The following is a 23,499-nucleotide window of genomic DNA, read 5'->3' as shown; positions in this document are numbered from 1 at the left end:
TTTATAAATTTCCCCAGAATATTTAATGAAAATACTATTCTACATTAATTTCTAACACTGATGCAAAGTTTCTCCTTATTCCACCAATTCCAACACAACCGTTTGGTAAGGGGTCAATTCTAATACTTGGTCTCCTTCATGGAATAGTCCTGCTGTATTATTTAAAAGGACCGTTTTAATCGGAGTTGGCAACTCCAAGGTGGCCTGGCGATTTTGGAAATTGCTGACAACCAAGAGACGCTTGTCCCCACGGCGTTCAAAGGCGATGATATTCTCACGGTCCCGATACGCTGGAATCATATCTCCAAACCGAACGGTATTTCCATAGAGGGGATGGCGATACAAGGCCGTCAACTGGCGATAATAATTCAAGATAGAATTTGGATCCTTTTCCTGGTCTTCCACATTGATGGCAACATCTGGTTTGGGACTGATCAACCAAGCTGACCCATCGCTAAAGCCCAATCCTGGCTCTGCCGACCATTGCATGGGTGTTCGCGCATTGTCCCGGCTGTATTTAGCAATCGCAGCTAAGGCTTCTTCCTCGGTCAAACCAGCTTCTTTCGCAACATGATAACCATTGATGGTCGCAATATCATCAAAATCCTCCACCGATTCAAAGACTTGGTTTTCCATTCCAATTTCTTGGCCTTGATAGATAAAAGGAATTCCCTTACGCAAAACCTGAATGGTTCCTAGAGCTTTTTTACTGGTATCGTTTACCGGACCTTCCGCAATATAATGGGACACGCCACGAGGTTCGTCGTGGTTTTCGATGATGGTCGAGAGAACACCAATCCTATCTGCGCGCTCATGCGCTTGGAAAATACTTTCCTTAAGTTCTTCCGCTGTTGGAAGAGTATGGTCAAACCAGCCCTTTCCTTCCTGCCCTAAGCAGGTTTGCTTGAAGTCAAAGATAGAAGAAAAGACACCGTCTTTTCCAATGAAGAAATGCAATTCTTCGTCGGTTTCATTGAACACTTCCCCAACTGTGAAGGCATTGTACTTGGCGAAGGTTCGCTCATTTAACTCTTGCAAGAAAGGTTCAATCGATTGGGCATTCACTAGAGACTCCAGTACTGGGACCAAGCCATTTTCGCGATCAGACGGAAGCGAACGCCATTCTAGATCTTTTTTGATATTGATAATAGCATCGATCCTAAAGCCCGCAATTCCCTTGTCCAACCACCAGTTGATCATCTTGTAAATTTCTTCGCGCAAGACAGGATTTTGCCAATTAAGGTCTGGCTGATCCTTGTGATAAGAATGGAGATAGTATTTGTTGGTGCCAGGAACTGGTTCCCAGACACTGCCTCCAAAGTAACTTTCCCAGTTGTTGGGTTCCTTGTCACTTTCGATGAAATAAAAGTAATCTGCATAAGGGCCATCTGGATCTGATAGAGCTTTTTGGAACCACTCGTGATGACTGGAGCAGTGGTTAACCACCAAGTCCATAATGATAGAAATGCCCCGCTTCTTACCTTCAGCAATTAGCTCCTCCATATCTTCCATAGTTCCAAAAATAGGATCAATGGCATAGTAGTCTGAAATATCATAGCCCTGGTCAATAAACGGACTCTTGTAAATAGGCGATAACCAGAGAATGTCAATTCCTAAGTTTTGAAGGTAATCGAGTTTCTTCGTGATTCCTTTCAAATCCCCAACGCCATCACCATTGCTATCTTTAAAGCTTTTTGGGTAGATCTGATAAGCGACCTTCCCCTTCCACCAGTCTTTTTCCATGTTTTGTCTCCTTAAAATGAAAGTGACTGAGACATATCGTCTCATTCTCTACAGTGTCAGTAGGTATTAGTATACTGTTTTTTCAGTTTCTTTGTCGAAGAAGTGAGCTTTGTTCAAGTCAAATCCAAGTTCGATGGTTTCACCAGTTCCAAGGTAGTCACGTGCATCTACTTTAGCGATGAATTCGTTGTCACCAACTTGGCAGTACAAGTGAGATTCTGAACCAAGCAACTCAGATACAGAGATGGTTGCTTTCACGACTGATTCTGGGAATGTTTCAAGGAAAGCAGCTTCTGTATTCACGTCTTCTGGACGGATACCAAAGATCAATTCTTTACCATCATAGCCTTTTTCTTTCAAGACTTTCAAAGCACCTTCTGGAACTTTCAAGTTCAATCCATTGGCAACGATGTGTCCACCTTCCAATTTCACGTTAATGAAGTTCATTGCAGGGCTTCCGATGAATCCGGCTACGAATTTGTTGACTGGGTTTTTGTAAACTTCTTGAGGAGTACCGATTTGTTCCACACGTCCAATTGTACCAGTACCTGCAGGGTTTTTAGTAGCAGACATGATAACGATACGGTCAGCAAGTGTCATCGCTTCTGTTTGGTCGTGGGTTACATAGATCGTTGTAGCTCCGATACGACGGTGAATTTTCGCGATTTCAGCACGCATCGATACACGCAATTTGGCATCCAAGTTTGACAAAGGTTCGTCCATCAAGAATACTTTTGCATCACGGACAATGGCACGTCCCATGGCCACACGTTGACGTTGACCACCTGAAAGGTCAGCTGGTTTACGATCCAAGAATTCTTTCAAGCCAAGGATTTCAGCTGCTTCTTGTACACGTTTGTCGATATCTTCCTTGCTGTATTTACGCAATTTCAAACCGAAAGCCATGTTATCGTATACAGTCATGTGTGGGTAAAGAGCGTAGTTTTGGAATACCATGGCGATGTCACGGTCTTTAGGTGCCACGTTGTTTACAACAGTACCATCGATTGAACACTCACCTTCTGTGATATCTTCAAGACCAGCGATCATACGAAGAGTCGTTGATTTACCACATCCTGAAGGACCTACGAAAACGATAAATTCTTTGTCTTTGATGTCCAAGTTGAAGTCTTCAACTGAGTAGTGTTCGCTGTTTGGATATTTTTTGTAAATATTTTTAAGATTTAATTCTACCATGATGGTACTCCTTTGATTTTTATAGTTCTATTGTAAATGAAAACGTTTTACAAATCTATGGCAAGTCTCACAAAAAAGAAAAAGAGTTTTGTGCAAGTTGCACAAAACTCTCGATTGATTCCGTTTAAATGACATCTTGCAAGACTAAATGGTAGCAAAGAGCCAGATCTGTCAGATTTTTCAACTGGAGACCCGTTAGCTCTTCCCACTTATCAATCTTGTATTGGAGCGAATTGCGATGGAGATAGAGTTGCTGGGCCGCCTTGGTTACGACTGCCCCATTTTCCCAAAGAGCGACAATGATGTCTTGCAATTGATCTTGACTTTCAATCAACTGATGTAAGCGTTCTTTGATCGGGGTAAGATCCAGACCTGCCTGCTCGATTCCCCACAGATAGAGTTGGGAAAAGCGATAGACGCCTTGATGCCCTTCTCGGATCCAAGCTCGAAAGACCGCCTGTTCTGCTCGGATAACCGGAGACACTTTTCCTTCTTTTGACTCGGTCCATACTTGCCCGACCAGGATAGATAAACGAATGTTAAAATCATATTCCATGGCAGAGACAGTATCTTTTAAGATAGCAGCTACAGGTAAAGACTGGTCTTGGTCCAGAATGAGCACGTAGTCCTGTCCACTCAGTTGCAAGGTTGCTCGGAAGTTGGGCAAGAGTGTCTGCATCATCTCTAACCAAGAAGCCGTCCCTTCCGCTGTTGAATGCGAGATGTGGCAATAGACGAGTTGCATTTTTTTGATGACTTGAGGGGCTTCTCCCTTTCCATCGATCAGGTACTGGTACCAAGGATTAGGGGCAACCTCTTCTTCACCGCCCAACCAGGAAATCAATTGTTTTTCTCGCTCAGTTAGCTCTTCTTCCTTCAGCAGTAACCATTGATGAGCCTGAAGGGGAATGGCTACATAACCAGCTGGTGGATTGGCTTGATCCGTCACCTCTGCATGAGGAAACCACTCTCTGATATTTTTCACTGCTTTCTTCCTTCTTCTACTTGCTGGATGCACCAGTCAATCAGCTCTTCTAGCCGAGAGAGCTCCCCCGTCATATGGAGATAGCCCATGACAGCCTCAAAGCCCGTCGACATCCGATAGGTCACGACATCCGCATTTTTGGCCTTGGTATGGCTATTGGTATTGCGACCGCGCTTGTAGATCTCCAACTCTTTTTCCGTCAGAATTTCTTGCTCCAGCATGCTTTCAATCAAGCTGGCCTGAGCTCTAGCAGAGACATAGCGGGTGGCAGCCTGGTGAAGCTTATTGGGCTTGGTCATCCCTTGAAAAATCAGGTGCTTGCGAATATACATGGAATAGACCGCATCTCCCTCAAAGGCCAGGGCGATTCCATTGATTAGATTGACATCAATCACGTGTCCACCTTACACCTTCTTTTGTATCCAAGAGCTTGATTCCTTGCGCAGCCAATTCATCGCGAATCGCATCTGCTCGCGCAAAATCTTTATTAGCCCGCGCTTCTTGACGTTCCGCGATCAAGGCTTCAATATCTGCATCCAAGACTTCCTCGACAAAGACCACTCCAAAGACTTCTAACATCTTGGTCAAGGCATCCTTGACGTCTTGATTGTAGTGACCTGAATTGATCCATTTAGCCAATTCAAAGACGACAGTAATTCCGTTCGCTGCATTGATATCTTCATCCATCGCCGCGATAAACTTGTCCACAAAGCCTTGCAAGTCTGCTGGATCCACTTCTCCTGTGAACGGTTGCTCATAGGTATTTTTCAAATACTTGAGGTTGGTCTCCGCATCGCGTACCGCTTTTTCTGTGAAGTTAATGGGCTTGCGGTAGTGCTGGGTCGCAAAGAAGAAGCGAAGGACTTGGCCGTCGATGGTCTTCAATGCATCATGCACAGTAATGAAGTTACCTAAGGACTTGGACATCTTGACATTGTCGATATTGACAAAGCCATTGTGCATCCAGTAGTTGGCAAAAGTTTTGCCTGTTTTGGCTTCAGACTGGGCAATTTCATTGGTATGGTGTGGAAACTCAAGATCGGCTCCACCACCGTGGATATCAATGGTATCGCCTAAAATCCCCGTTGACATGACCGAACACTCGATGTGCCAACCAGGACGACCAGGACCCCAAGGACTGTCCCAAGAAACTTCACCCGGCTTCGCAGCTTTCCAAAGGGCAAAGTCGACTGGATTTTCCTTGCGGGCAGTCTCTTCATCTGTCCGACCAGAAGCACCTAACTCCAAGTCTTCTAGAGTTTTGTTGGCTAACTTAGCATAGTTGTGGGATTTTTCCACACGGAAATAAACATCCCCTTGGCTCTCGTAGGCATAGCCTTTTTCGATCAAATCAGCGACAAAACGGATGATATCGTCCATAAACTCGACCACACGAGGGTGGCGAGTTGCAGGTTTCACGCCGAGAGCCGTCACATCCTCACGAAAGGCTGCAATGTACTTGTCTGCCACTTCCTGAGGAGTAATACCTTCTTCTTTAGCACGGTTGATAATCTTATCATCCACATCTGTAAAGTTGGAAATATAGTTAACCTCGTAGCCACGATACTCAAAATAGCGACGAATCGTGTCAAAGGCTACCGTTGAACGGGCATTCCCTACGTGGATATAGTTGTATACTGTTGGCCCACAAACATACATGCGGACCTTTCCTTCTTCTATTGGGACAAATTCTCGCAAATCACGAGACATGGTATCATAAATTTTTAACACGCTTCATTTCCTTTCTGTTTCTACTCTTTTGGCTTCAAGTAAACCACCTGAGTCTGTGTGACAAAGCCAATCTTTTCATACAAGCGTTTGGCACCTACATTGCTGTCTTCCACTGCAATCTGAAATGCCTTGTCATTTTGCGCAATGAGTTTGTTGACGAGGGATTTTGCTAGATAGCTTCCGTAACCTTGCCCACGATAGACTTCAGCAATCGCAAGTCCATAAAGGTAATTGCATTTTCCAGATACATCCACCGTACAAACGCCAATCACTTGACCTTCTTTGAGTAATATGTAAAGCAGACTATCAGGATCCTTCAATGCCTCCGAAATGTATCTGTGGCTCACTTCCGGTGCTTCCACTTCAACTGAAAAGGTTTGGTGGTGGAGCTGGGCAATGGCTTCAAGATAAGAAGGTTTTGCCAAGAGCACATCGACATCCGAACGGGAATCTAATGCATAAGCGGTTCGATCACGTCCTAACCAAGTTTCTGTCTCTTCATCCTCAACCAGTCCCCAATTGCTAGCAAAATCAGGATGATTCTCTAGAAAAATACGCTCTGTCTGAAAAGTCACAGACTCAATTGGATAAGATGCCGTTTCTTTCTCAAAACTTCTATACAAAGCACGCGCAATTCCCTGGCGGCGATGATTGGGATGGACCAGGATCGCTACTTCCACATCTTGGTCATCCGCATAGATAGTTAATAGACCAACAAGTTCACCTTTTTCGTAATAAAGGAAAAAGGCCGGCATATCGGGATCAAAATTGAGCATATTGGAGAGATAAGGATCCCGAAACGTTCCGTCATACTTCTGACAGATGGCAATAAGGGCCTTTGCTTCCAGTAGTTGGTGGTCATTCAATGTATTGGTTGATTGAATCACGTAGCGATCTCCTTACAAGCTCGAAGACCGATGGCTGGCTTCCTTGGCATGCTCCAGCTTGTTCATGTAGTATTCCCGTTTTTCTTCTTCTTGATGAATGACTGGTTCGTCTTTTCGACCGTGTACCCGTACAATCTTGGCAGGAACACCGACAACGGTCACATCACTTGGTACATCTGAGACCACGACAGCTCCTGCTCCTACTTTGGCTTTTGCTCCGATTTCCACTGGGCCGATGACCTGAGCATGAGCGGAGACCAAGGCTCCTTCACGTACCGTCGGATGGCGTTTGCCGACATCCTTTCCTGTTCCCCCAAGGGTCACCCCATGGTAAAGCATAACGCCTTTTTCAACAATGGCTGTTTCCCCGATAACAAGGCCCGCTCCATGGTCGATAAAGACACCAGAAGCAATAGTCGCACCTGGATGGATCTCGATCTGGGTCCAAAAACGCCAGAATTGGCTGTGCATCCGAGCTAGAAGCTTAAAACCATGGTTCCACAAAAAGTGGGAAACACGGTGAGCTGCCAGTGCTTTGACGCCCGGATAGGTCAAAAGGACCTCCAGCGAGGTACGCGCTGCTGGGTCATTTTCTTTTACAATATTGATGGTTTCACGCCACCATCCCATACCGTGCTCCTCCTTTTCTAATGCTTATTCTGAATCTTTTTGTGTAATGGTAAAGTCTTTTTTAGGTTTGTGGTCTTTATTGTGGTGACGAGGACGATCGCCATGACGAGGACCCTTTTCACCTTTTTCTTCTGAAGGTTCAGGTTTTGGCGGACGTGGTAAGAGTGCCTTCATAGAAGCATCAACACGACCCTTTTCATCAATCTTGATAATCTTCACATCGACTTCATCGCCGATCGCTACCAAGTCTTCAACACGGTTGGTGCGCGTCCAAGCCATTTCAGAGATGTGTACGAGGGCATCTGTCTTATCAAAGAGGTTAACAAAGGCACCAAATTTCTCGATACGCACCACTTTGGCATGGTAGACTTCGTCCACTTTGGCTTCACGAACCAAACCAGCAATGATCTCTTTGGCACGGTTAATCGCATCTTGGTCGCTCGAGTAGATAGATACGTTCCCTTCTTCGTCGATATCAATCTTAACGCCTGTTTCAGCGATGATCTTATCGATGGTTTCTCCACCCTTACCGATGACAATCTTAATCTTGTCGACATCAATCTTGATGGTATCAATTTTCGGAGCAGTTGGCGCCAATTCTGGACGCACTTCTGGAATCGTTGCTTCAATCACGTCAAGGATTTCAAAACGAGCTTTCTTGGCTTGAGCAAGCGCTTCAGTCAAGATTTCTGCAGTAATCCCTTGGATCTTGATATCCATCTGAAGGGCTGTAATCCCGTCACGCGTACCTGCAACCTTGAAGTCCATATCTCCAAAGTGGTCTTCCAAACCTTGGATATCTGTCAATACTGTGTAGTTGTTTCCATCTGAGATGAGACCCATGGCAATACCTGCTACTGGCGCCTTGATTGGCACACCACCAGCCATAAGGGCAAGTGTTCCCGCACAGATAGATGCTTGAGAAGATGAACCATTTGATTCCAAGACTTCTGCTACCAAACGAATCGCATATGGGAATTCTTCTAAGCTTGGCAATACTTGAGCAAGAGCACGCTCACCAAGAGCACCGTGACCAATTTCACGACGACCAGGCGCACCGTAACGACCTGTTTCCCCTACAGAATATTGTGGGAAGTTGTAGTGGTGCATAAAGCGTTTCTTGTACTCTGGATCCAAACCATCGATGATTTGCGTTTCACCCATTGGCGCCAAAGTCAAGACAGAAAGGGCTTGCGTTTGTCCACGAGTGAAGAGACCTGAACCGTGTACACGAGGAAGGTAGTCCACTTGCGCATCCAAAGGACGAATTTCGTCGACCTTACGGCCATCCGGACGAACCTTATCTTCTGTGATCAAACGGCGCACTTCTGCATGTTCCATTTGTTCCAAGATTTCAGCCACGTCGCGCATGACGCGTTCAAACTCTTCGTGGTCTGCATATTTTTCTTCGTAAACAGCCGTTACTTGGTCTTTCACTGCTTGAGTCGCAGCTTCACGCGCCAATTTTTCTTCAACTTGGACAGCTTTTTGAAGGTCGCTGTTATAGGCTGCGATGATTTCAGCTTGCAAGTCAGCGTCTACATGAAGCAATTCTACTTCTGCTTTTTCCTTACCAACTGCCGCTACGATTTCTTCTTGGAAGGCAATCAATTCTTTAACAGCTTCGTGCCCTTTGAGAAGAGCTTCCAACATGATTTCTTCTGACAATTCTTTAGCACCAGACTCTACCATGTTGATAGCGTGTTTGGTACCAGCTACTGTCAATTCAAGAAGCGATTGATCAGCTTGGTCTTGCGTAGGGTTGATGATGATTTGGCCATCAACATAGCCTACTTGTACCCCAGCGATTGGTCCGTCAAACGGAATATCTGAGATAGACAAGGCCAATGATGAACCAAACATGGCTGCCATTGGTGCAGATGCATTTTCATCGTAAGAAAGCACAGTATTGATGACCTGCACTTCATTACGGAAACCTTCCGCAAACATTGGACGGATTGGACGGTCAATCAAACGCGCTGTCAAGGTCGCATCTGTTGAAGGACGTCCTTCACGTTTCATAAAGCCACCAGGAAATTTCCCAGCCGCATACATTTTCTCTTCGTAGTTGACTTGAAGTGGGAAGAAATCCCCAGTTGCCATCTTCTTAGACATGACAGCTGCCGTCAAGACAGTTGACTCACCGTAACGCACGACAACAGATCCATTTGCTTGCTTAGCAACCTGACCAGTCTCTACGATCAACTCACGACCCGCAAAAGTCGTTTGAAACACTTGTTTTGTCATTGTAATCCCCTTTGGATTGATAAAATTATACGACTTGCCTACAAAAATCAGGATACAAAGGGCGTGAAGAATCCCGTATGAAAAAAGGAGATTGACGCAGTGTGCCACGCACACCAGGAAATCTATCTTTTTCACTAGGGATTTCGCCCGTGTTCAACTATCAAGATATTTTGGACGGTTCGGCTTGCCGAACATTTCTGTAGAAAAATAGAAAGGTGACGTCGCACTCGATGAGTGCTAGGAAGCTTATCTTTTTTCCTAAGAAATGAGGCCAAAATTCAATTACTCAAGATACTAAGGCCTCCAACTCAAAGAGATAGGAATTGCAAGAGTCTTTCTATATGTTATATCCTCATCTTTGTATCCAAGCACGTATACCTTTTATTTTAACATATTCAAGCCCAAAAGAAAAAGGCTTTGAGGGCCTTTTTCTTTGAATCTTCAGCAAGTTCTATATAAAAATTTTAGAGCTAGATATAGCTTCTGATTATTTTTACAATTTCACGAATTCTGTGCTGTCCACATAAAAGCGTGTTTTATACGTTCCACCCTTGTAGTTCTTGTTGTTGCGTTTCAAAACAAAGCATCTGTAGGATTCAGAAGTCCCTTGGATGGTCGTTGGCACTTCAACCGAATCTTCATTGATCACCCATTCATCGGGTAAAGGGGCTTCCATCGGTGACATCGCTCCGCCACGACCACCAGGAACAACTTCGTAGAAGGCCTTGTCTTTTGTCGAATAGATCCAGCCGTCCTTCTTTTCGTTTGTCAGTTGGATCAGCTGGTCTTGTGACAGACTGCGGATAGATTCCGAGGTCTCTTCAGCATTCAATTTATCAATGACATCTTGCAAATTATAAGTTCCCGGCGTGTAGGTATTGTAGTAATCAATGAACATGTCTTGTGGGTAACCATCAACCGCACCGTGATCATTGTTCAACTCTAGCAAGCGAGTCGGTTGCACCTGAAGGGAATAGGTCAAAGATGTACTATTTTCAATGATCGAATAGATATCCTCTTCGTCCGCTTTTGACAAGGTCCCAATGGCTTCTTTGTCATTTTCATCTGACTTAACTTCTTCCATCTTCTCTTTTTCTTGGGCCTCACCAGATGACTTTTAGACTGATGAAGACCCTACTGGGCCATGCTTACGCTCATACCGCTTCGGAGTACAAGCTACTAAAGAAAGCAAGAGGGTTGTAGCTAGTAGATAGGTTCCAATTTTTTATGTTTGACTCTTTTTTTCTTAGTTCACACGGTAGTACAAGTCGTTTCCATTCGTCACATCACTCTTGCTCCAATATATGGATTCACTTCCCCCTTCTCTTGAAGGAATGAAAATAATTGGCGTTTCACTCGTTGCTCCAGGCATGCGACTAAGCCCGTGTAAATTGCCTTCTTTAAAGTAGAAGTCAGAAAATTGAACACCACTCAGAGCACTACCATTGGCCTTCACAATTCCTTGCGCATTAAACTCAATGCTAGTTCCGTGCTTATTTTTCCATACGCCTGCCACACTTGAGAAATTTCCATTTTTAATTTCTTCTAGATTCATCCCAGTACTTGCAGTGTCAGGAGCAGGAGCTGATTCAGCATTTCCCCCTTCCACTCTCGTCGTAAATTCAAGCGCGATCCAGCCTTGGCCAGATTGGAGCTTGCCCCAGGTATAACCGTCAGCTGTAACCGTCTCAGTTATCGTGTAAACACCTTGCGGGATTATTCCGACTTCTTCCCCCTTGATCGATGCTTCTTTACGAATTCGAAGATCTGAAACTGATACACGGACTTGGAAACTACTTGTTTGCTGCTCTGAGGTACTTGCTTGGCTGGTCGCCTTCTTCCCAGTCTCTAGTTCTTTCCATCCAAATTTTGCTTGATCCAATTCTTTTGCTGTAATCCCTAAGGCTTTTTCTGGCTTCTGACCGTCCCCATTTTTAATTTGGATCTTATTGACAGTCTCCAGCTTTCCTTTTTGGAACTTGTAATAGATTAGATCTACTTCTGGTTTAAGAGACGAAAAGCTAGCATAGATGACCGAGCCATCCTCAAAAATTTGAAAACCTGAACGAGAGCCACCAGAGGAAGCTACAAAAGCCGTATGCAGCAATTCTGGTTGCTGGCCTTTCAGATAGTAGATTGCTGAGACTGTTTGGCCATTCCCAATCAAGAGTTCATCCCGGCCATCCTTATCCAAATCTGTATAAAAATAGGAAAGATTTGGTTTACTACCCAAAGTTTGAAGATACATGGCATAGACATACTCATCCGATTGAGGATCTATTTCTTTTAGTTTTGTCTCTAGACCTGCACTATCACCTGCTTCGATAGCCCTAGAGTAGGCCTGGTAACGTTCAAGCACTGTTTGATAGTACTCATGCCCAGACGATGCTTTCTTGGAACTTTTTCCATCTGTTACTTCACTCTGAGCTGTAGAGGGTTGCGTCCGAGGACGTCGCTTAGGTCCACATGCCACCAAGGTTAGCAAGGTCATCGCTGCCAAGCTAACTTTATAGATTTTCTTCATCGTATACTCCCTAAAAGTTTCTCAACTTTATTATACCAAAAGAAGGTAAAAAAGCTAGAAAATCCTTGGTTTCTTATTAGATCAAGCTGGCAGTGATAAGTTCTCCTTTCGCCTATCATTCTCCCCTATTTTCTGCTATACTGAGTATAGTTATTTGATCAAAAGGAGAACACTATGGAATTAAAAAAACGTTCTGAATTTCCTGAGAATGAACTCTGGGACCTCACAGCCCTCTACCAAGACCAGGAAGACTTCTTGCGCGCCATTGAAAAAACACGCGAAGAAATCAATGAATTTGTCCGTAACTACAAGGGCAAGCTCCACACTTTTGAAGACTTTGAAGCAGCCTTTGCGGTCTTTGAACAGATTCAGATCCGACTCAGCCACATTGGTAACTACAGCTTTATGCCACAAACGACGGACTTTGGCGATGAAGCTTTTGCGGAAATTGCCCAAGCGGGGATGGATTTCGAAACTTGGGCAAGCGTCGAACTTTCCTTCTTTGACGATGCTTTGGTCGAAGCAGATGAAGAAGTCCTCGAACGCCTCGGGCAACTCCCTCACCTCACTTATGCCATTCGTCAGGCTAAAATTAAAAAAGCCCACTACTTAGGAGCTGACGTAGAAAAGACCTTGACCAACCTGGGTGAAGTCTTCTACGGACCACAAGACATCTATACTAAGATGCGGGCGGGTGACTTTGAAATGGCTGATTTTGAAGTGGATGGAAAAGTTTACAAAAATAGCTTTGTTACCTATGAAAACTTCTACCAAAACCATGAGAATGCGGAAGTCCGTGAAAAAGCCTTTCGTTCTTTCTCAGAAGGTCTCCGCAAGCACCAAAACACGGCTGCTGCTACCTATCTAGCCCAAGTTAAGTCTGAAAAACTGATCGCAGATATGCGGGGCTACGACTCTGTCTTTGACTATCTCTTGGCTGAGCAGGAAGTGGATCGTTCTATGTTTGACCGTCAGATTGACCTGATCATGAAGGATTTCGCTCCAGTCGCTCAAAAATTCCTCAAACACGTGGCCAAGGTCAACGGCCTTGAGAAAATGACCTTTGCTGATTGGAAGTTGGACTTGGACAGTGCGCTCAACCCAGATGTTACCATTGATGATGCCTATGACTTGGTCATGAAATCTGTGGCACCTCTTGGAGAAGAATACTCCCGCGAAATCGCCCGCTACCAAACCGAACGCTGGGTCGACTTTGCGGCCAATGAAGGCAAGGATTCCGGTGGTTATGCCGCTGACCCATACCGTGTCCACCCTTATGTCCTCATGAGCTGGACAGGACGCATGAGCGATGTCTACACCCTGATCCACGAGATCGGACACTCTGGTCAATTCATCTTCTCAGACAACAACCAAAGCTACTTCAACGCCCACATGTCGACCTACTATGTGGAAGCTCCTTCTACCTTTAACGAGCTCCTCCTCAGCGACTATTTGGAACACCAGTTTGACGACCCTCGTCAAAAACGCTTTGCCTTGGCTCACCGTTTGACAGACACCTACTTCCACAACTTCATCACCCACTTGTTGGAAGCAGCCTTCCAACGCAAGGTCTACACCTTGATCGAAGAAGGTGGCACCTTCGGTGCTAGCAAGCTCAATAGCATCATGAAGGAAGTCTTGACCGAATTCTGGGGAGACGCCGTTGAAATCGATGACGATGCAGCGTTGACCTGGATGCGCCAAAGCCACTACTACATGGGGCTATACAGCTACACCTACTCAGCTGGCTTGGTTATCTCAACAGCGGGATACTTGCATTTGAAGAACTCCGAAAACGGAGCAAAAGATTGGCTAGACCTCCTCAAATCAGGTGGCAGCAAGACCCCACTTGAGTCAGCCATGATCATCGGAGCAGATATCTCGACTGACAAACCACTTCGCGACACCATCCAATTCCTTTCAGACACAGTGGATCAAATTATTGCTTATAGTGCAGAATTGGGAGAATAAACTCCTCTACAGCCAACTCTAAAATAAGCTAGTAGAAATTCAGAGGTGTAGGGATGTATCAAGAATTACAAAGTAAAGTGACAGAAGAAAAACCAAGCTATAACCGAGAAGAAATCCAGTGGTTGCTGGAACATTTAGGAGATCCCTCACCAGAAATTCGCGATGATCTCGTTTTTACAAGCTTGGCTAGAGGGATTCAAGAAGAACTCTTTACACAGGAACAGTTTCATTTCATTTCTGAGACGATTATATCCGATGAAGGAGTAGAAAAAGAGATTGACAAGATTGGACTATCGACACTTGATCGTTCTTTTAGAGCACTGATTTATGCCAATCTCTTGTCTGCAGATGCCAACCAACAATCGATTTTTTATCAAAGATTAAAAGCTGATATAAGATATATTTTACTGGATCAAGGCTTACACTATCTTTTAAAAGAAAAGGATACAACAGGTTTTTCCAGCCAGTATGGTTGGGTTCACGCTTTTGCGCATGGAGCTGATCTTTTAACAGAAGTAGTTTGTCATCCAGACCTTCCTAATAACAAAGTTCATGAAGGATTGAACATACTTGGCCAAGTCTTTAAAAGAATTTCAATTCGTTTTACCGATGATGAGGATTGGCGTTTAGCTAGAGTGCTCTATGAACCTATTTTGCAAGGGAAAATCGAGCAAGAACAAGTAGCTTCTTGGATAAAAACGCTTGACTTTCCAATAGAGGAGAGGGGAGATTTTTATAAATTTTCCAACCTTAGATCCTGTCTGTTAGAAGTCTATATTCAACTTGATCAGAGAGACTTTTTACAAGATGAGTTGAAAGAGGCCATTCAATCTTTTCAATACTAACTATTGCACTTATTCTTGCAATTTATCATATAAAAAAGCACTCCCATTTTATTAATGGGAGTGCTTATGCTTTTAACTCAACTCAGCCACAATGGCCTTGATTTGTTCTGCTGTGTGAACACCAGCAACTTGTTTAACCACTTGTCCATCTTTTTTGAAAAGAAGAGTAGGGATAGACATAATGCCGAAAGCACGCGCTGTATTTGGATTTTCATCAACGTCCATTTTAACGATTTTCAAGACATCTTCTGAAAGTTCTTCAGACAATTTATCCAAGATTGGACCTTGCATACGACATGGACCACACCAGGTCGCCCAGAAGTCTACCAAGACCAATCCTTCGTTCGTTTCTGTTTCAAATGTTGCGTCTGTAATTACTTTTGCCATTTTCTTTCTCCTTTAGTTTTTGTATGGATCAAGGTCTTGCTTCATCAAATAGAAGAAGACATCTCCATAAGTTCCGTGATAATCGAGTTCGTGCCCATTATAAGTCAATTTTTGTACAGGATAGTAATCCGCTACACCAATCAAGCAGGTCTGTTGGGAGCGTTCAAATTCTTCATAGGAATCAAAATGCATGACTCTTTCTTGTTTTGCACCATCTAGATATGTAATATCAATCATATCGATAACCTCTATTTCTTAAGATGCACTTATTGTAACTCTATTTGTTACATCTGTCAAATAAAACGACTTACTCAGAATAATGAATCTTGTCCGAAAAAAGATAACAAAAAAGCCCTCTGAATTCAGAGAGCTGTTTTGAGGTCGGGCTAAAATCCTAGTGAAAACAAAAAAAGCTACTCAACTAGAGTAGCCTTATTTTCAAGATATACTCAATCGAACACGGCCTAAGCACTTGGCAAAAAATAACAGCCCTCTGAATTTAGAGAGCTGTTTTGAGCTCGGGCTAAAATCCTAGTGAAAAAGATGAAACTCCTTGTGTTCATCGAACACTGTGTCGTTTCCCTTTTTTCATACGGATTTTTGGCGCCCTTAGCATCATGATTAACGACGAAGTCCAAGAGAGTTGATCAACTCACGGTAACGGTTAACGTCGTTCTTACGAAGGTAAGCCAACAAGTTACGACGGCGACCGATTTTCTTCATCAAACCACGGTAAGTAGCGTGGTCTTTTTTGTGTTGTTTGATGTGGTCGTTCAAGTGGTTGATTTCCCAAGTAAGGACAGCAACTTGTACTTCTACTGAACCAGTGTCACCTTCGTGACGTGCGTATTGTGCAATGATTTCATTTTTTTTCTCTTTTGAGATTGCCATGATAAGCTCCTTTTCTTTATGCTCTATCCGAGTGGCAGGTTTGGCATAGCCTGCTACCAAGAAAGAGTTAGTTGTCTATTCGACCTATTCATTCTACCAAGATTTCATCTTTCTGTCAAACACTTCTGCTTTTTCCAACAGAGTTCTTCAAACCCAAGACTACAATGACTTCTCATTATAGGTTGACCCCAAAGTCAGTTAAGAACTTTATTTCTTCTGCTGTCAATCTACGCCACTCCCCCAATTCGAGACTAGGATCCAAGCTCAAGGGCCCCATAGAAATCCGCTCGAGATCGGTGACTTCCTTGCCACAAGCTGCGACCATGCGCTTGACCTGGTGGAATTTTCCCTCAGCGATGCGGATCTGAACCAAGCAACTATTAGCTTCTTGATCGACCTCCAACATTTCCAACTCAGCTGGCAGGGTGGTGAAATCCTTCAATTCTATTCCTTCTTTGAAGCGGTCGATATCTTCCTGAGTCATGATGCCAGCTACTTGGGCACGGTAGACCTTGTCCACATGTTTCTTAGGCGATAGCATGGCATGAGCCAACTTACCATTATTGGTCAAGAGGAGTAAGCCATGGGTATCGATATCCAAACGTCCAACTGGAAAGACTTCCTTGTGTCTGGCCGTGTCATCTAGCAAATCTAAGACTGTTTGATGGCGGTCATCTTCCGTTGCTGAAATGACCCCTTTGGGTTTATTGAGCAGATAGTAAACAAACTCTTCATGGAATAAACTTTCTCCCAGATAGGTCACTTGATCCTTATCTGGATCAATATGGACCTTGGCAGAGGTTTCTACCTTTCCATTGACCTGAATCTTTTTTTGCTTGAGGACTTGCTTGACTTCTGTCCGACTTCCCACTCCACAGTCCACTAAATATTTATCTAGACGCATGCTTGCCTCCTTCATTCTTCTTATCATTATACCATGAACCGGACTAGGATGCTTTCCTTTTCTAGTTTACAGTCCGTCTGGTCCATTAGCACCCCCTCAATCAATTGGCAAACTTTCATTCTAAAAGGAATTATGATATGATGGTTTCTAGAAAAAAGGAGTGAATGAGAACATGTCTGCAATCGAAACCATTACAAAAGCTGCCCATCTAATTGATATGAATGATATTATCCGCGAAGGCCACCCAACTTTACGTGCTATCGCTGAAGAGGTCACTTTCCCACTGTCAGATCAAGACATCATCCTAGGGGAAAAAATGATGCAGTTCTTGCACCATTCACAGGATCCTGTCATGGCGGAAAAATTGGGTCTCCGAGGTGGAGTTGGACTCGCTGCCCCTCAGTTGGACATTTCTAAGCGCATCATTGCCGTTCTCGTCCCAAATCCAGAGGACGAAGAAGGAAATCCTCCAAAAGAAGCCTACTCCATCCAAGAAGTCATGTACAATCCTAAAATTGTCTCCCACTCAGTCCAAGATGCGGCTCTAGGAGATGGGGAAGGGTGTCTCTCTTTAGACCGCAACGTTCCTGGTTATGTGGTTCGCCACGCACGTGTAACGGTAGACTACTATGACAAGACCGGAGAAAAGCACCGTATCAAACTCAAAGGCTACAACTCCATTGTGGTCCAACACGAAATCGATCACATCAATGGCGTTATGTTCTACGATCGGATCAATCCGAAAGATCCTTTCGCTGTCAAAGATGGCATGCTTATTTTAGAATAAGAAAAAAACATAGATCTTTTACAATGGAGACAAACTATTGTTTTACATAAAAACAGTTAGGTGATTACCAAAAAATGACTTTTATTTTTTAGTTATTTAAGAAGATCAAAAACTTTCCGCTGTGAGAAAATGCCTGAAACATAATTGTTTCAGGCATTCGGAATTATTGAGAGTAAAACAGTTTGGGAAACTGTTTTAGCCTGAGACCAGAAATTAAAGAGCGAAGGGGCTCAATACAAGTTTAACAAGGGCTGCGGATAAAGTCCGTACTCACCTAAGGAAAGTTTTTCAGAAGACTTTATCTTCAATCTGAAAGACCAATAGGTCTTTTTTTGTTAGGGTGTGACAGAGAAAGTGGTTGGAATCTCGATGCCATTTTGTAAGAGGGCATCATGATAGAGTTTGTAATAAAGATGGTAGATGGCCACTTGGCTTCCCGACTGGACCATCATGGCGACGCGGAAGGAATAACGACCTGTCCCTTTTTCAATTTGAGGGCCTAGAATCGTTGGACCATCTAAAATTTCTGGATGCTTCTGGGCTTGTTCATCGTTGACTTGCTGGAAGATTTGATAGATTTTGTCTAGATCAGTTTGAGCAGAAATCGGCATATCGATGAGGACGCGCTGGTTGCCCCGAGAGAGATTGCTGACAACCATAATATTGCGATTGGGTACATAATGCAAAGTCCCATCTGCATCTCGCACCTGGGTCGTCCGAATGCCCACACTAGAGACGGTTCCAGCGATGGTGATCGGACCATTGGTCAAACGAACGGTATCCCCGACGTCTATCTGACGTTCCAGAAGAATAAAGAACCCATTGACCAAGTCTGATAGGAAGCCCTGTGCTCCTAACCCAATGGCAACTCCGGCAATTCCTGCACCTGCTAAGAGACTGGAGACTGGTAAGCCCAAGATAGAAAGAATCCAGTAGATCAGGATAAAATAGAGGCAGTAATTCAACAAACTCTCTACCAAGCGCAAGATGGTATTCTTACGCGCTTCATCTTGGCCTACATAATTCAGAGAAGGCTTCAAGATGCGTTTCACCAAACTATGGATTAGTTTTTTTGCAAGAAAAAATAAAACGAATAAAATAGCTAACGAAATCAATTTTGAAACCAAGTCATCCATAATCTTGGTCCAATCAAACTGACTGATATAGCGGGAAAAAATATTCTTCATACCTTCTATCAATCTCCTTCTCTTTTTCTAATGGTTTGATTATATCAGATTTTAGGCTATAGAACCACTAACCTCCTCTTATACTCACCTTGATTTTCAAACTTATCTATCGTATAATGGACGGTAAACTTTCAATAAAGGAGGTCCTTATGGTCAAACGACTCATTCAAACTTGGAACAAAACCAACCTGATGAAGCGGATTGCAATCGGAATCTTCGTTGGAGCCCTTTTAGCTCTGTTGCTTCCTAAAGCATCTGCAATTGGTCTGTTAGGGGAAATCTTTGTAGGAGGCTTGCGGGCTATTGCTCCTCTTCTAGTCTTCGCCCTTGTCGCTAACGCCCTCTCCCAGCACCAAAAGGGAACCCAAACCAATATGAAATCAGTCATTGTCCTCTACCTCCTGGGAACTTTTGCGGCAGCCTTGGTAGCGGTCCTGGTGAACTATCTCTTTCCTATTACCATTTCTTTAACAGGAGCTAGTGCTGAAGGAACTTCTCCCGATGGACTAGGGGAAGTCATCAGCAACCTTCTCTTAAAAATCGTGGACAATCCGCTCAATGCCCTTATTCAGGCCAATTATATCGGGATTCTATCCTGGGCCGTCGTCTTTGGTGTTGCTATGAGAGAAGCGAGTGAGCACAGCAAGGACCTCCTTCAAACCCTGGCAGATATCACTTCCAAGATTGTCGAATGGATCATTAACCTTGCGCCATTTGGGATTCTTGGCTTGGTCTATACAACGATTGCAGGACAAGGCTTTGATGGACTTAAAAGCTATGGCCTCCTCTTACTTCTCTTGGTTGGCACCATGTTCTTCGTCGCTCTAGTCATCAACCCGATTTTTGTCTACATCATGATTCGCAAAAATCCTTATCCGCTCGTCTTCAAATGTCTACGAGTCAGTGGACTGACTGCCTTCTTTACTAGAAGCTCTGCTGCTAACATCCCTGTCAATATGAAGCTATGTAAGGAACTAGGTCTCAACCCTGATACTTACTCGGTCTCTATCCCTCTAGGATCTACTATTAATATGGCCGGAGCTGCCGTTACCATTAATACCTTGACCCTAGCTGCTGTCAACACCTTAGGCATCCAGGTCGATTTTGGGACTGCCCTGGTCCTCAGTATCGTTGCAGCCATCTCAGCTTGTGGGGCTTCTGGAGTAGCCGGTGGCTCCCTCCTCTTGATCCCTGTCGCCTGCAGCCTCTTTGGTATCGACAATGATATCGCTATGCAAGTGGTTAGTGTAGGCTTCATTATCGGTGTTATCCAAGATTCTTGTGAAACAGCCCTTAACTCATCGACAGACGTCCTCTTTACAGCCATTTCTGAAATGAAAGATTGGCCCAAAGAAAAACGCTATTAAGACAGAAAGACCAGATCACACGATCTGGTCTATTTCTTTTTCTTAAAATATCGTTTGCTTTCCTTTATAACAATAGGCGATAAGGCTAACAAGGCGATGAGGTTCGGCAAGGCCATCAGTCCATTCACAATATCGGCAATGATCCAGACCAATTCTAACTGAAGAAAGCCTCCTACCCCCACCATCAGGATAAACAGAAGACGGTAATAGGGGATGAGTTTGACACCCGCCAAAAATTCGACACAGCGTTCACCATAATAAGACCAACCCAAAATGGTCGTCGTCGCAAACAAGACCAAACAAAGAGTCAGAATGATCCCACCGATGTGGCCAAAGGTCGAGATAAAGACCTGTTGGGTCAAATCACTCCCAACTTGCGCCACTGTTGTCCACTGGCCAGATACTAAAATAGCTAGACCAGTTAGGCTACAAATAATTATGGTATCGATGAAGGTCCCGGTCATAGAAATCAGACCTTGCTCCACTGGTTCTTCCGTCTTCGCTGCAGCAGCTGCAATCGGCGCCGATCCCAGTCCTGACTCATTGGAGAACACTCCACGCGCCACCCCTTTTTGAATCGCCTCTTTCACCAAGGCTCCAGAAAAACCACCGATAGCCGCGGTTCCTGTAAAAGCACCTTGGAAAACTTGGGATAGAACGGTCGGCACTTGATCCATATTCAAGACAATAATATAAACTGTCGCAAAGATATAGGCTGCAGCCATAAAAGGAACCACCTTTTCGGAAACCTTGGAAATCCAATGAATTCCCCCAAATATGACAGCCGAAACGATTCCTGCAATGACCAGACTAGCGACTTGAGGGGAAAGTAGAAAACTAGTCTTCAAAGCGCCCGTAATGGCATTCACCTGGGTCATGGTTCCAATCCCAAAGAGAGCCACCAAAACACCTGCCAGGGCAAAGAAGATGGCAAGAGGACGCCACTTCTCTCCCATCCCATGAAGGATATAGTACATCGGACCACCAGAAATGTGACCATTGTCATCCTTGGTTCGGTAGCGAATGGCCAACAAACCTTCTGCATACTTGGTCGCCATTCCAAAGAAGGCTGCCATCCACATCCAAAAGAGGGCACCTGGGCCACCTGTCTGAATCGCTGTCGCTACTCCGACAATATTTCCTGTCCCAACTGTCGCCGCCAAGGCTGTTGCCAAGGCTCCGAAGCTAGAGATATCCCCTTCTCCTTGATCTTCTGTAAAAATGAGCCGAAAGGCTTGGGGTAAACGAAAAACTTGAAGCAAGCCCAAGCGGAAGCTCAGATAAATCCCAGTCCCCACCAAGAGGATCAAAAGGGGAGCCCCCCAGACCACATTATCTACTTGTTTAAAAAATGCCAGCCAATTTGTCATCCTTATCTATTTCTCCTTTTATCATTTGTCTAGCTTTAGAAAGGGATAGCCATCCACTTCCTCCACATCATCCAAGCAATCATCCAAAGAGAAAAAGAAAGAGCACATGTCAAACATGTACTCTGGTGCTCCAAATAAAAACCAAAAAGGCTTCTATCTTTTGCTCTGTCCTTTTACCTGAGAGTTTGAGTAGAATGCTCTACCTTGCCCCTTCGGTGCCTTTACGGTCTCTCCAGAGTTCCGTCCATTTCACAGTCATAGGAAGGCCCTACTTCTGAAAAACTTCATCCGGTATGATGTTCAATTTGTTCTATTTTAGCATAATTTGAAAAGAAGGTCAATGTTTTCAGAAACTATCATGAAATAGTACAACTTAGTCCAACTAGTCACTCAAAGAGAAATGGTTGGTCATCAGGTTACTAGAATCCAACAAGACCTTATCCAATAAGCGATCCGTCGCTTCTTGAATCTGATCACTCATTTCCTGATTTTCTCTTTCGAAATCAACGGTTTGTCCTGTTGCCAAGGCTTGATCCACTCGTCCAATCCGGGCATGCCCAAGTGCCATAGTACTTTCTTGGTAATCTTCTAAATCTCCAACATGATGACTATAGTGGGCATCTGCCAGACCAGCAATGATCCGATTGGTCCAATAGAAGGAATCTGTCGTCACTTTTTCTGTCGTATTGGCAAAATAATCCGGTGTCGTATCGACCTGGGTAAAGAAAGGAACGGCCGTATTGAAAGGCATTGACCCATAGCAAAGCCATTGAATCCCGGTTGTCTCTTGAGGACGATTTGGCCGCAATTGGAGAATGGCCGTCTGGCTGGTCCGGTTAATGCCAATGGTACGGAAGGTCCGACGACTATGACTATCCCCTTCTAAACCGTAAGGATCATAGGCTGAATCCTGGTAGTGACTGCTGAGGACATATTTGACATCTTCAATCGTAATCTTGCGGTAAGGTTTTTGACACCAAGGAAGGAAGAAGGAACGAGGATCTTGCTCCACTTCTGGGTTGAGGAATCGTTGAATATCCCAAGTCCGTGGCGTGTTGTAATGGCGGTCCTTGTCTCGTTGGCTCCCAAAAGCATAACGAGGGTTAAAAGACGAACCGTCAAAATCCAAGGCCAGGTGATGGCGTTCCACAAAATCTTTCAAGTCTGGGTCACATAAAAACTCTTCCGGGCGATCAAACTCAAAGCGATCACTTCCCAATTGATTGGGATTGGTCACATAGGCATCGTCTGGCACACGGCGGGCCATCCAGTGATGACCTCCGATGGTTTCCAACCACCAGATCTCATTGACATCGCTGATAGCTACTCCGTTAGACTCATAGGTTCCGTATTCTTCTAGGATTTTCCCCAAGCGAATCACTCCTTCTCGGGCAGTCTGGACATAAGGAAGGACCAAGGTTAGCATGTCTTCCTCCCCAATTCCACTTTCCACCAGAGGATCCGCCCCCAAGACTCGGCTATTGGTCGTAATGGTCTCTGTCTCACTCATAGCCACATTGTACCGATTGATCCCTGCTTCTCCCCAGATACCATCTTTTGGAATGGCATCTGGAACAGCTGTGTAACGAACAGGGTTATCTGGCAGGTCTATCTCAAAAGGAGATAGGACCGACCGATAATGACGGGGTTGATCCTCTGGCTGAACAACGATAAATTTCTTAGGAGTAAACACTCCGTTTTGAGAGTCTTCCGTGCGAGCTACAATGGTTGAACCATCATAACTGGCATCTTTTCCGACAAGTATGGTAGTACAAGAATCGGACGAACGATTAGGGGTCATATGCTTTCCTTCTTTCCGTTTAAACTGACTGTATTATAGCAAAAA

At 44.3% G+C, this 23,499-nt stretch carries 21 protein-coding genes and 1 riboswitch; of the genes, 4 read left to right on the top strand and 17 right to left on the bottom strand.

Annotated elements, in window-relative coordinates; genetic code table 11:
* Nucleotides 1-75: 75 nt before the first annotated feature.
* From AC3E6G_RS00490 to AC3E6G_RS00445, 10 genes are all read right to left on the bottom strand, one after another.
* Nucleotides 76-1,743: an alpha-glucosidase gene (locus AC3E6G_RS00490; protein WP_490700252.1), complete on the bottom strand. Its 1,668-nt coding sequence runs from the start codon at nt 1,741-1,743 to the stop codon at nt 76-78.
* 66 nt (nt 1,744-1,809) lie between these two features.
* Nucleotides 1,810-2,940: an ABC transporter ATP-binding protein gene (locus AC3E6G_RS00485; protein WP_021154414.1), complete on the bottom strand. Its 1,131-nt coding sequence runs from the start codon at nt 2,938-2,940 to the stop codon at nt 1,810-1,812.
* Between the two features lie 124 nt (nt 2,941-3,064).
* The gene (locus tag AC3E6G_RS00480) at nt 3,065-3,925 is read right to left on the bottom strand and encodes a helix-turn-helix domain-containing protein (protein WP_490700251.1); all 861 of its coding nucleotides are present in this window, start codon (nt 3,923-3,925) and stop codon (nt 3,065-3,067) included.
* A complete protein-coding gene (locus AC3E6G_RS00475) occupies nt 3,922-4,320 on the bottom strand; it encodes a Mini-ribonuclease 3 (RefSeq protein WP_490700250.1) in 399 nt (132 codons plus the stop codon). The genes AC3E6G_RS00480 and AC3E6G_RS00475 overlap by 4 nt, the downstream gene beginning before the upstream one ends.
* On the bottom strand, nt 4,313-5,656 hold the full coding sequence (gene cysS, locus AC3E6G_RS00470; protein ID WP_490700249.1) for a cysteine--tRNA ligase: 1,344 nt from the start codon (nt 5,654-5,656) through the stop codon (nt 4,313-4,315). Before cysS ends, AC3E6G_RS00475 begins: the two co-directional genes overlap by 8 nt.
* A gap of 20 nt (nt 5,657-5,676) precedes the next feature.
* Nucleotides 5,677-6,543 (bottom strand): GNAT family N-acetyltransferase, encoded by an 867-nt coding sequence (locus AC3E6G_RS00465; protein ID WP_490700248.1) that lies wholly within the window; start codon nt 6,541-6,543, stop codon nt 5,677-5,679.
* A 12-nt stretch (nt 6,544-6,555) separates the two neighbouring features.
* Nucleotides 6,556-7,173 (bottom strand): serine O-acetyltransferase, encoded by a 618-nt coding sequence (cysE, locus tag AC3E6G_RS00460; RefSeq protein ID WP_003018264.1) that lies wholly within the window; start codon nt 7,171-7,173, stop codon nt 6,556-6,558.
* A 24-nt stretch (nt 7,174-7,197) separates the two neighbouring features.
* Nucleotides 7,198-9,420: a polyribonucleotide nucleotidyltransferase gene (gene pnp / locus AC3E6G_RS00455; RefSeq protein WP_490700247.1), complete on the bottom strand. Its 2,223-nt coding sequence runs from the start codon at nt 9,418-9,420 to the stop codon at nt 7,198-7,200.
* A gap of 493 nt (nt 9,421-9,913) precedes the next feature.
* Nucleotides 9,914-10,504, bottom strand: coding sequence for a hypothetical protein (locus AC3E6G_RS00450; protein WP_490700246.1), 591 nt, complete (start codon nt 10,502-10,504; stop codon nt 9,914-9,916).
* Between the two features lie 162 nt (nt 10,505-10,666).
* A complete protein-coding gene (locus tag AC3E6G_RS00445; RefSeq protein WP_490700245.1) occupies nt 10,667-11,944 on the bottom strand; it encodes a DUF6287 domain-containing protein in 1,278 nt (425 codons plus the stop codon).
* Nucleotides 11,945-12,118: 174 nt separating this feature from the next.
* Between AC3E6G_RS00445 and pepF the strand changes: the two genes are divergently transcribed.
* Together pepF and AC3E6G_RS00435 are read left to right on the top strand one after the other, a co-directional pair.
* Nucleotides 12,119-13,915: an oligoendopeptidase F gene (gene pepF, locus AC3E6G_RS00440; RefSeq protein WP_490700244.1), complete on the top strand. Its 1,797-nt coding sequence runs from the start codon at nt 12,119-12,121 to the stop codon at nt 13,913-13,915.
* A 53-nt stretch (nt 13,916-13,968) separates the two neighbouring features.
* Nucleotides 13,969-14,760 carry a DUF2785 domain-containing protein gene (locus AC3E6G_RS00435; RefSeq protein WP_140814327.1) on the top strand — a complete coding sequence of 264 codons (792 nt, stop codon included), beginning with the start codon at nt 13,969-13,971 and terminating at the stop codon, nt 14,758-14,760.
* A gap of 72 nt (nt 14,761-14,832) precedes the next feature.
* On the opposite strand, the gene trxA is transcribed toward AC3E6G_RS00435, so the two are convergent.
* The 4 genes from trxA to AC3E6G_RS00415 all read right to left on the bottom strand — a co-directional run bounded on the left by trxA (nt 14,833) and on the right by AC3E6G_RS00415 (nt 16,942).
* Nucleotides 14,833-15,147, bottom strand: a complete 315-nt coding sequence (gene trxA, locus AC3E6G_RS00430; protein WP_490700243.1) for a thioredoxin — start codon at nt 15,145-15,147, stop codon at nt 14,833-14,835.
* Nucleotides 15,148-15,159: 12 nt separating this feature from the next.
* On the bottom strand, nt 15,160-15,384 hold the full coding sequence (locus tag AC3E6G_RS00425; protein ID WP_219074665.1) for a DUF4649 family protein: 225 nt from the start codon (nt 15,382-15,384) through the stop codon (nt 15,160-15,162).
* A gap of 384 nt (nt 15,385-15,768) precedes the next feature.
* The gene (rpsO, locus tag AC3E6G_RS00420; RefSeq protein ID WP_004193424.1) at nt 15,769-16,038 is read right to left on the bottom strand and encodes a 30S ribosomal protein S15; all 270 of its coding nucleotides are present in this window, start codon (nt 16,036-16,038) and stop codon (nt 15,769-15,771) included.
* A 175-nt stretch (nt 16,039-16,213) separates the two neighbouring features.
* Nucleotides 16,214-16,942, bottom strand: coding sequence for a pseudouridine synthase (locus tag AC3E6G_RS00415; protein ID WP_314837205.1), 729 nt, complete (start codon nt 16,940-16,942; stop codon nt 16,214-16,216).
* A 172-nt stretch (nt 16,943-17,114) separates the two neighbouring features.
* On the opposite strand from AC3E6G_RS00415, the gene def reads away from it, so the two are divergent.
* Nucleotides 17,115-17,729, top strand: a complete 615-nt coding sequence (gene def / locus AC3E6G_RS00410) for a peptide deformylase (protein ID WP_490700242.1) — start codon at nt 17,115-17,117, stop codon at nt 17,727-17,729.
* 335 nt (nt 17,730-18,064) lie between these two features.
* Here def and AC3E6G_RS00405 read toward each other — a convergent pair whose 3' ends face one another.
* Nucleotides 18,065-18,916: a mechanosensitive ion channel family protein gene (locus AC3E6G_RS00405; protein WP_490700241.1), complete on the bottom strand. Its 852-nt coding sequence runs from the start codon at nt 18,914-18,916 to the stop codon at nt 18,065-18,067.
* A gap of 149 nt (nt 18,917-19,065) precedes the next feature.
* Here AC3E6G_RS00405 and sstT point away from each other — a divergent pair, with 149 nt between their 5' ends.
* On the top strand, nt 19,066-20,283 hold the full coding sequence (sstT, locus tag AC3E6G_RS00400) for a serine/threonine transporter SstT (protein ID WP_233331725.1): 1,218 nt from the start codon (nt 19,066-19,068) through the stop codon (nt 20,281-20,283).
* A 29-nt stretch (nt 20,284-20,312) separates the two neighbouring features.
* On the opposite strand, the gene AC3E6G_RS00395 is transcribed toward sstT, so the two are convergent.
* The gene (locus AC3E6G_RS00395; protein ID WP_490700240.1) at nt 20,313-21,653 is read right to left on the bottom strand and encodes an alanine/glycine:cation symporter family protein; all 1,341 of its coding nucleotides are present in this window, start codon (nt 21,651-21,653) and stop codon (nt 20,313-20,315) included.
* 155 nt (nt 21,654-21,808) lie between these two features.
* A riboswitch (glycine riboswitch) is annotated at nt 21,809-21,899 on the bottom strand.
* Between the two features lie 136 nt (nt 21,900-22,035).
* Nucleotides 22,036-23,454: a C69 family dipeptidase gene (locus tag AC3E6G_RS00390; protein ID WP_490700239.1), complete on the bottom strand. Its 1,419-nt coding sequence runs from the start codon at nt 23,452-23,454 to the stop codon at nt 22,036-22,038.
* Between the last annotated feature and the right edge of the window lie 45 nt (nt 23,455-23,499).

Source organism: Streptococcus sp. SCPM-O-B-23252 (M501), assembly GCF_058200355.1.
Note: the sequence above shows the minus strand (reverse complement) of the source record. Positions and strands in the feature narration are given on the sequence as shown.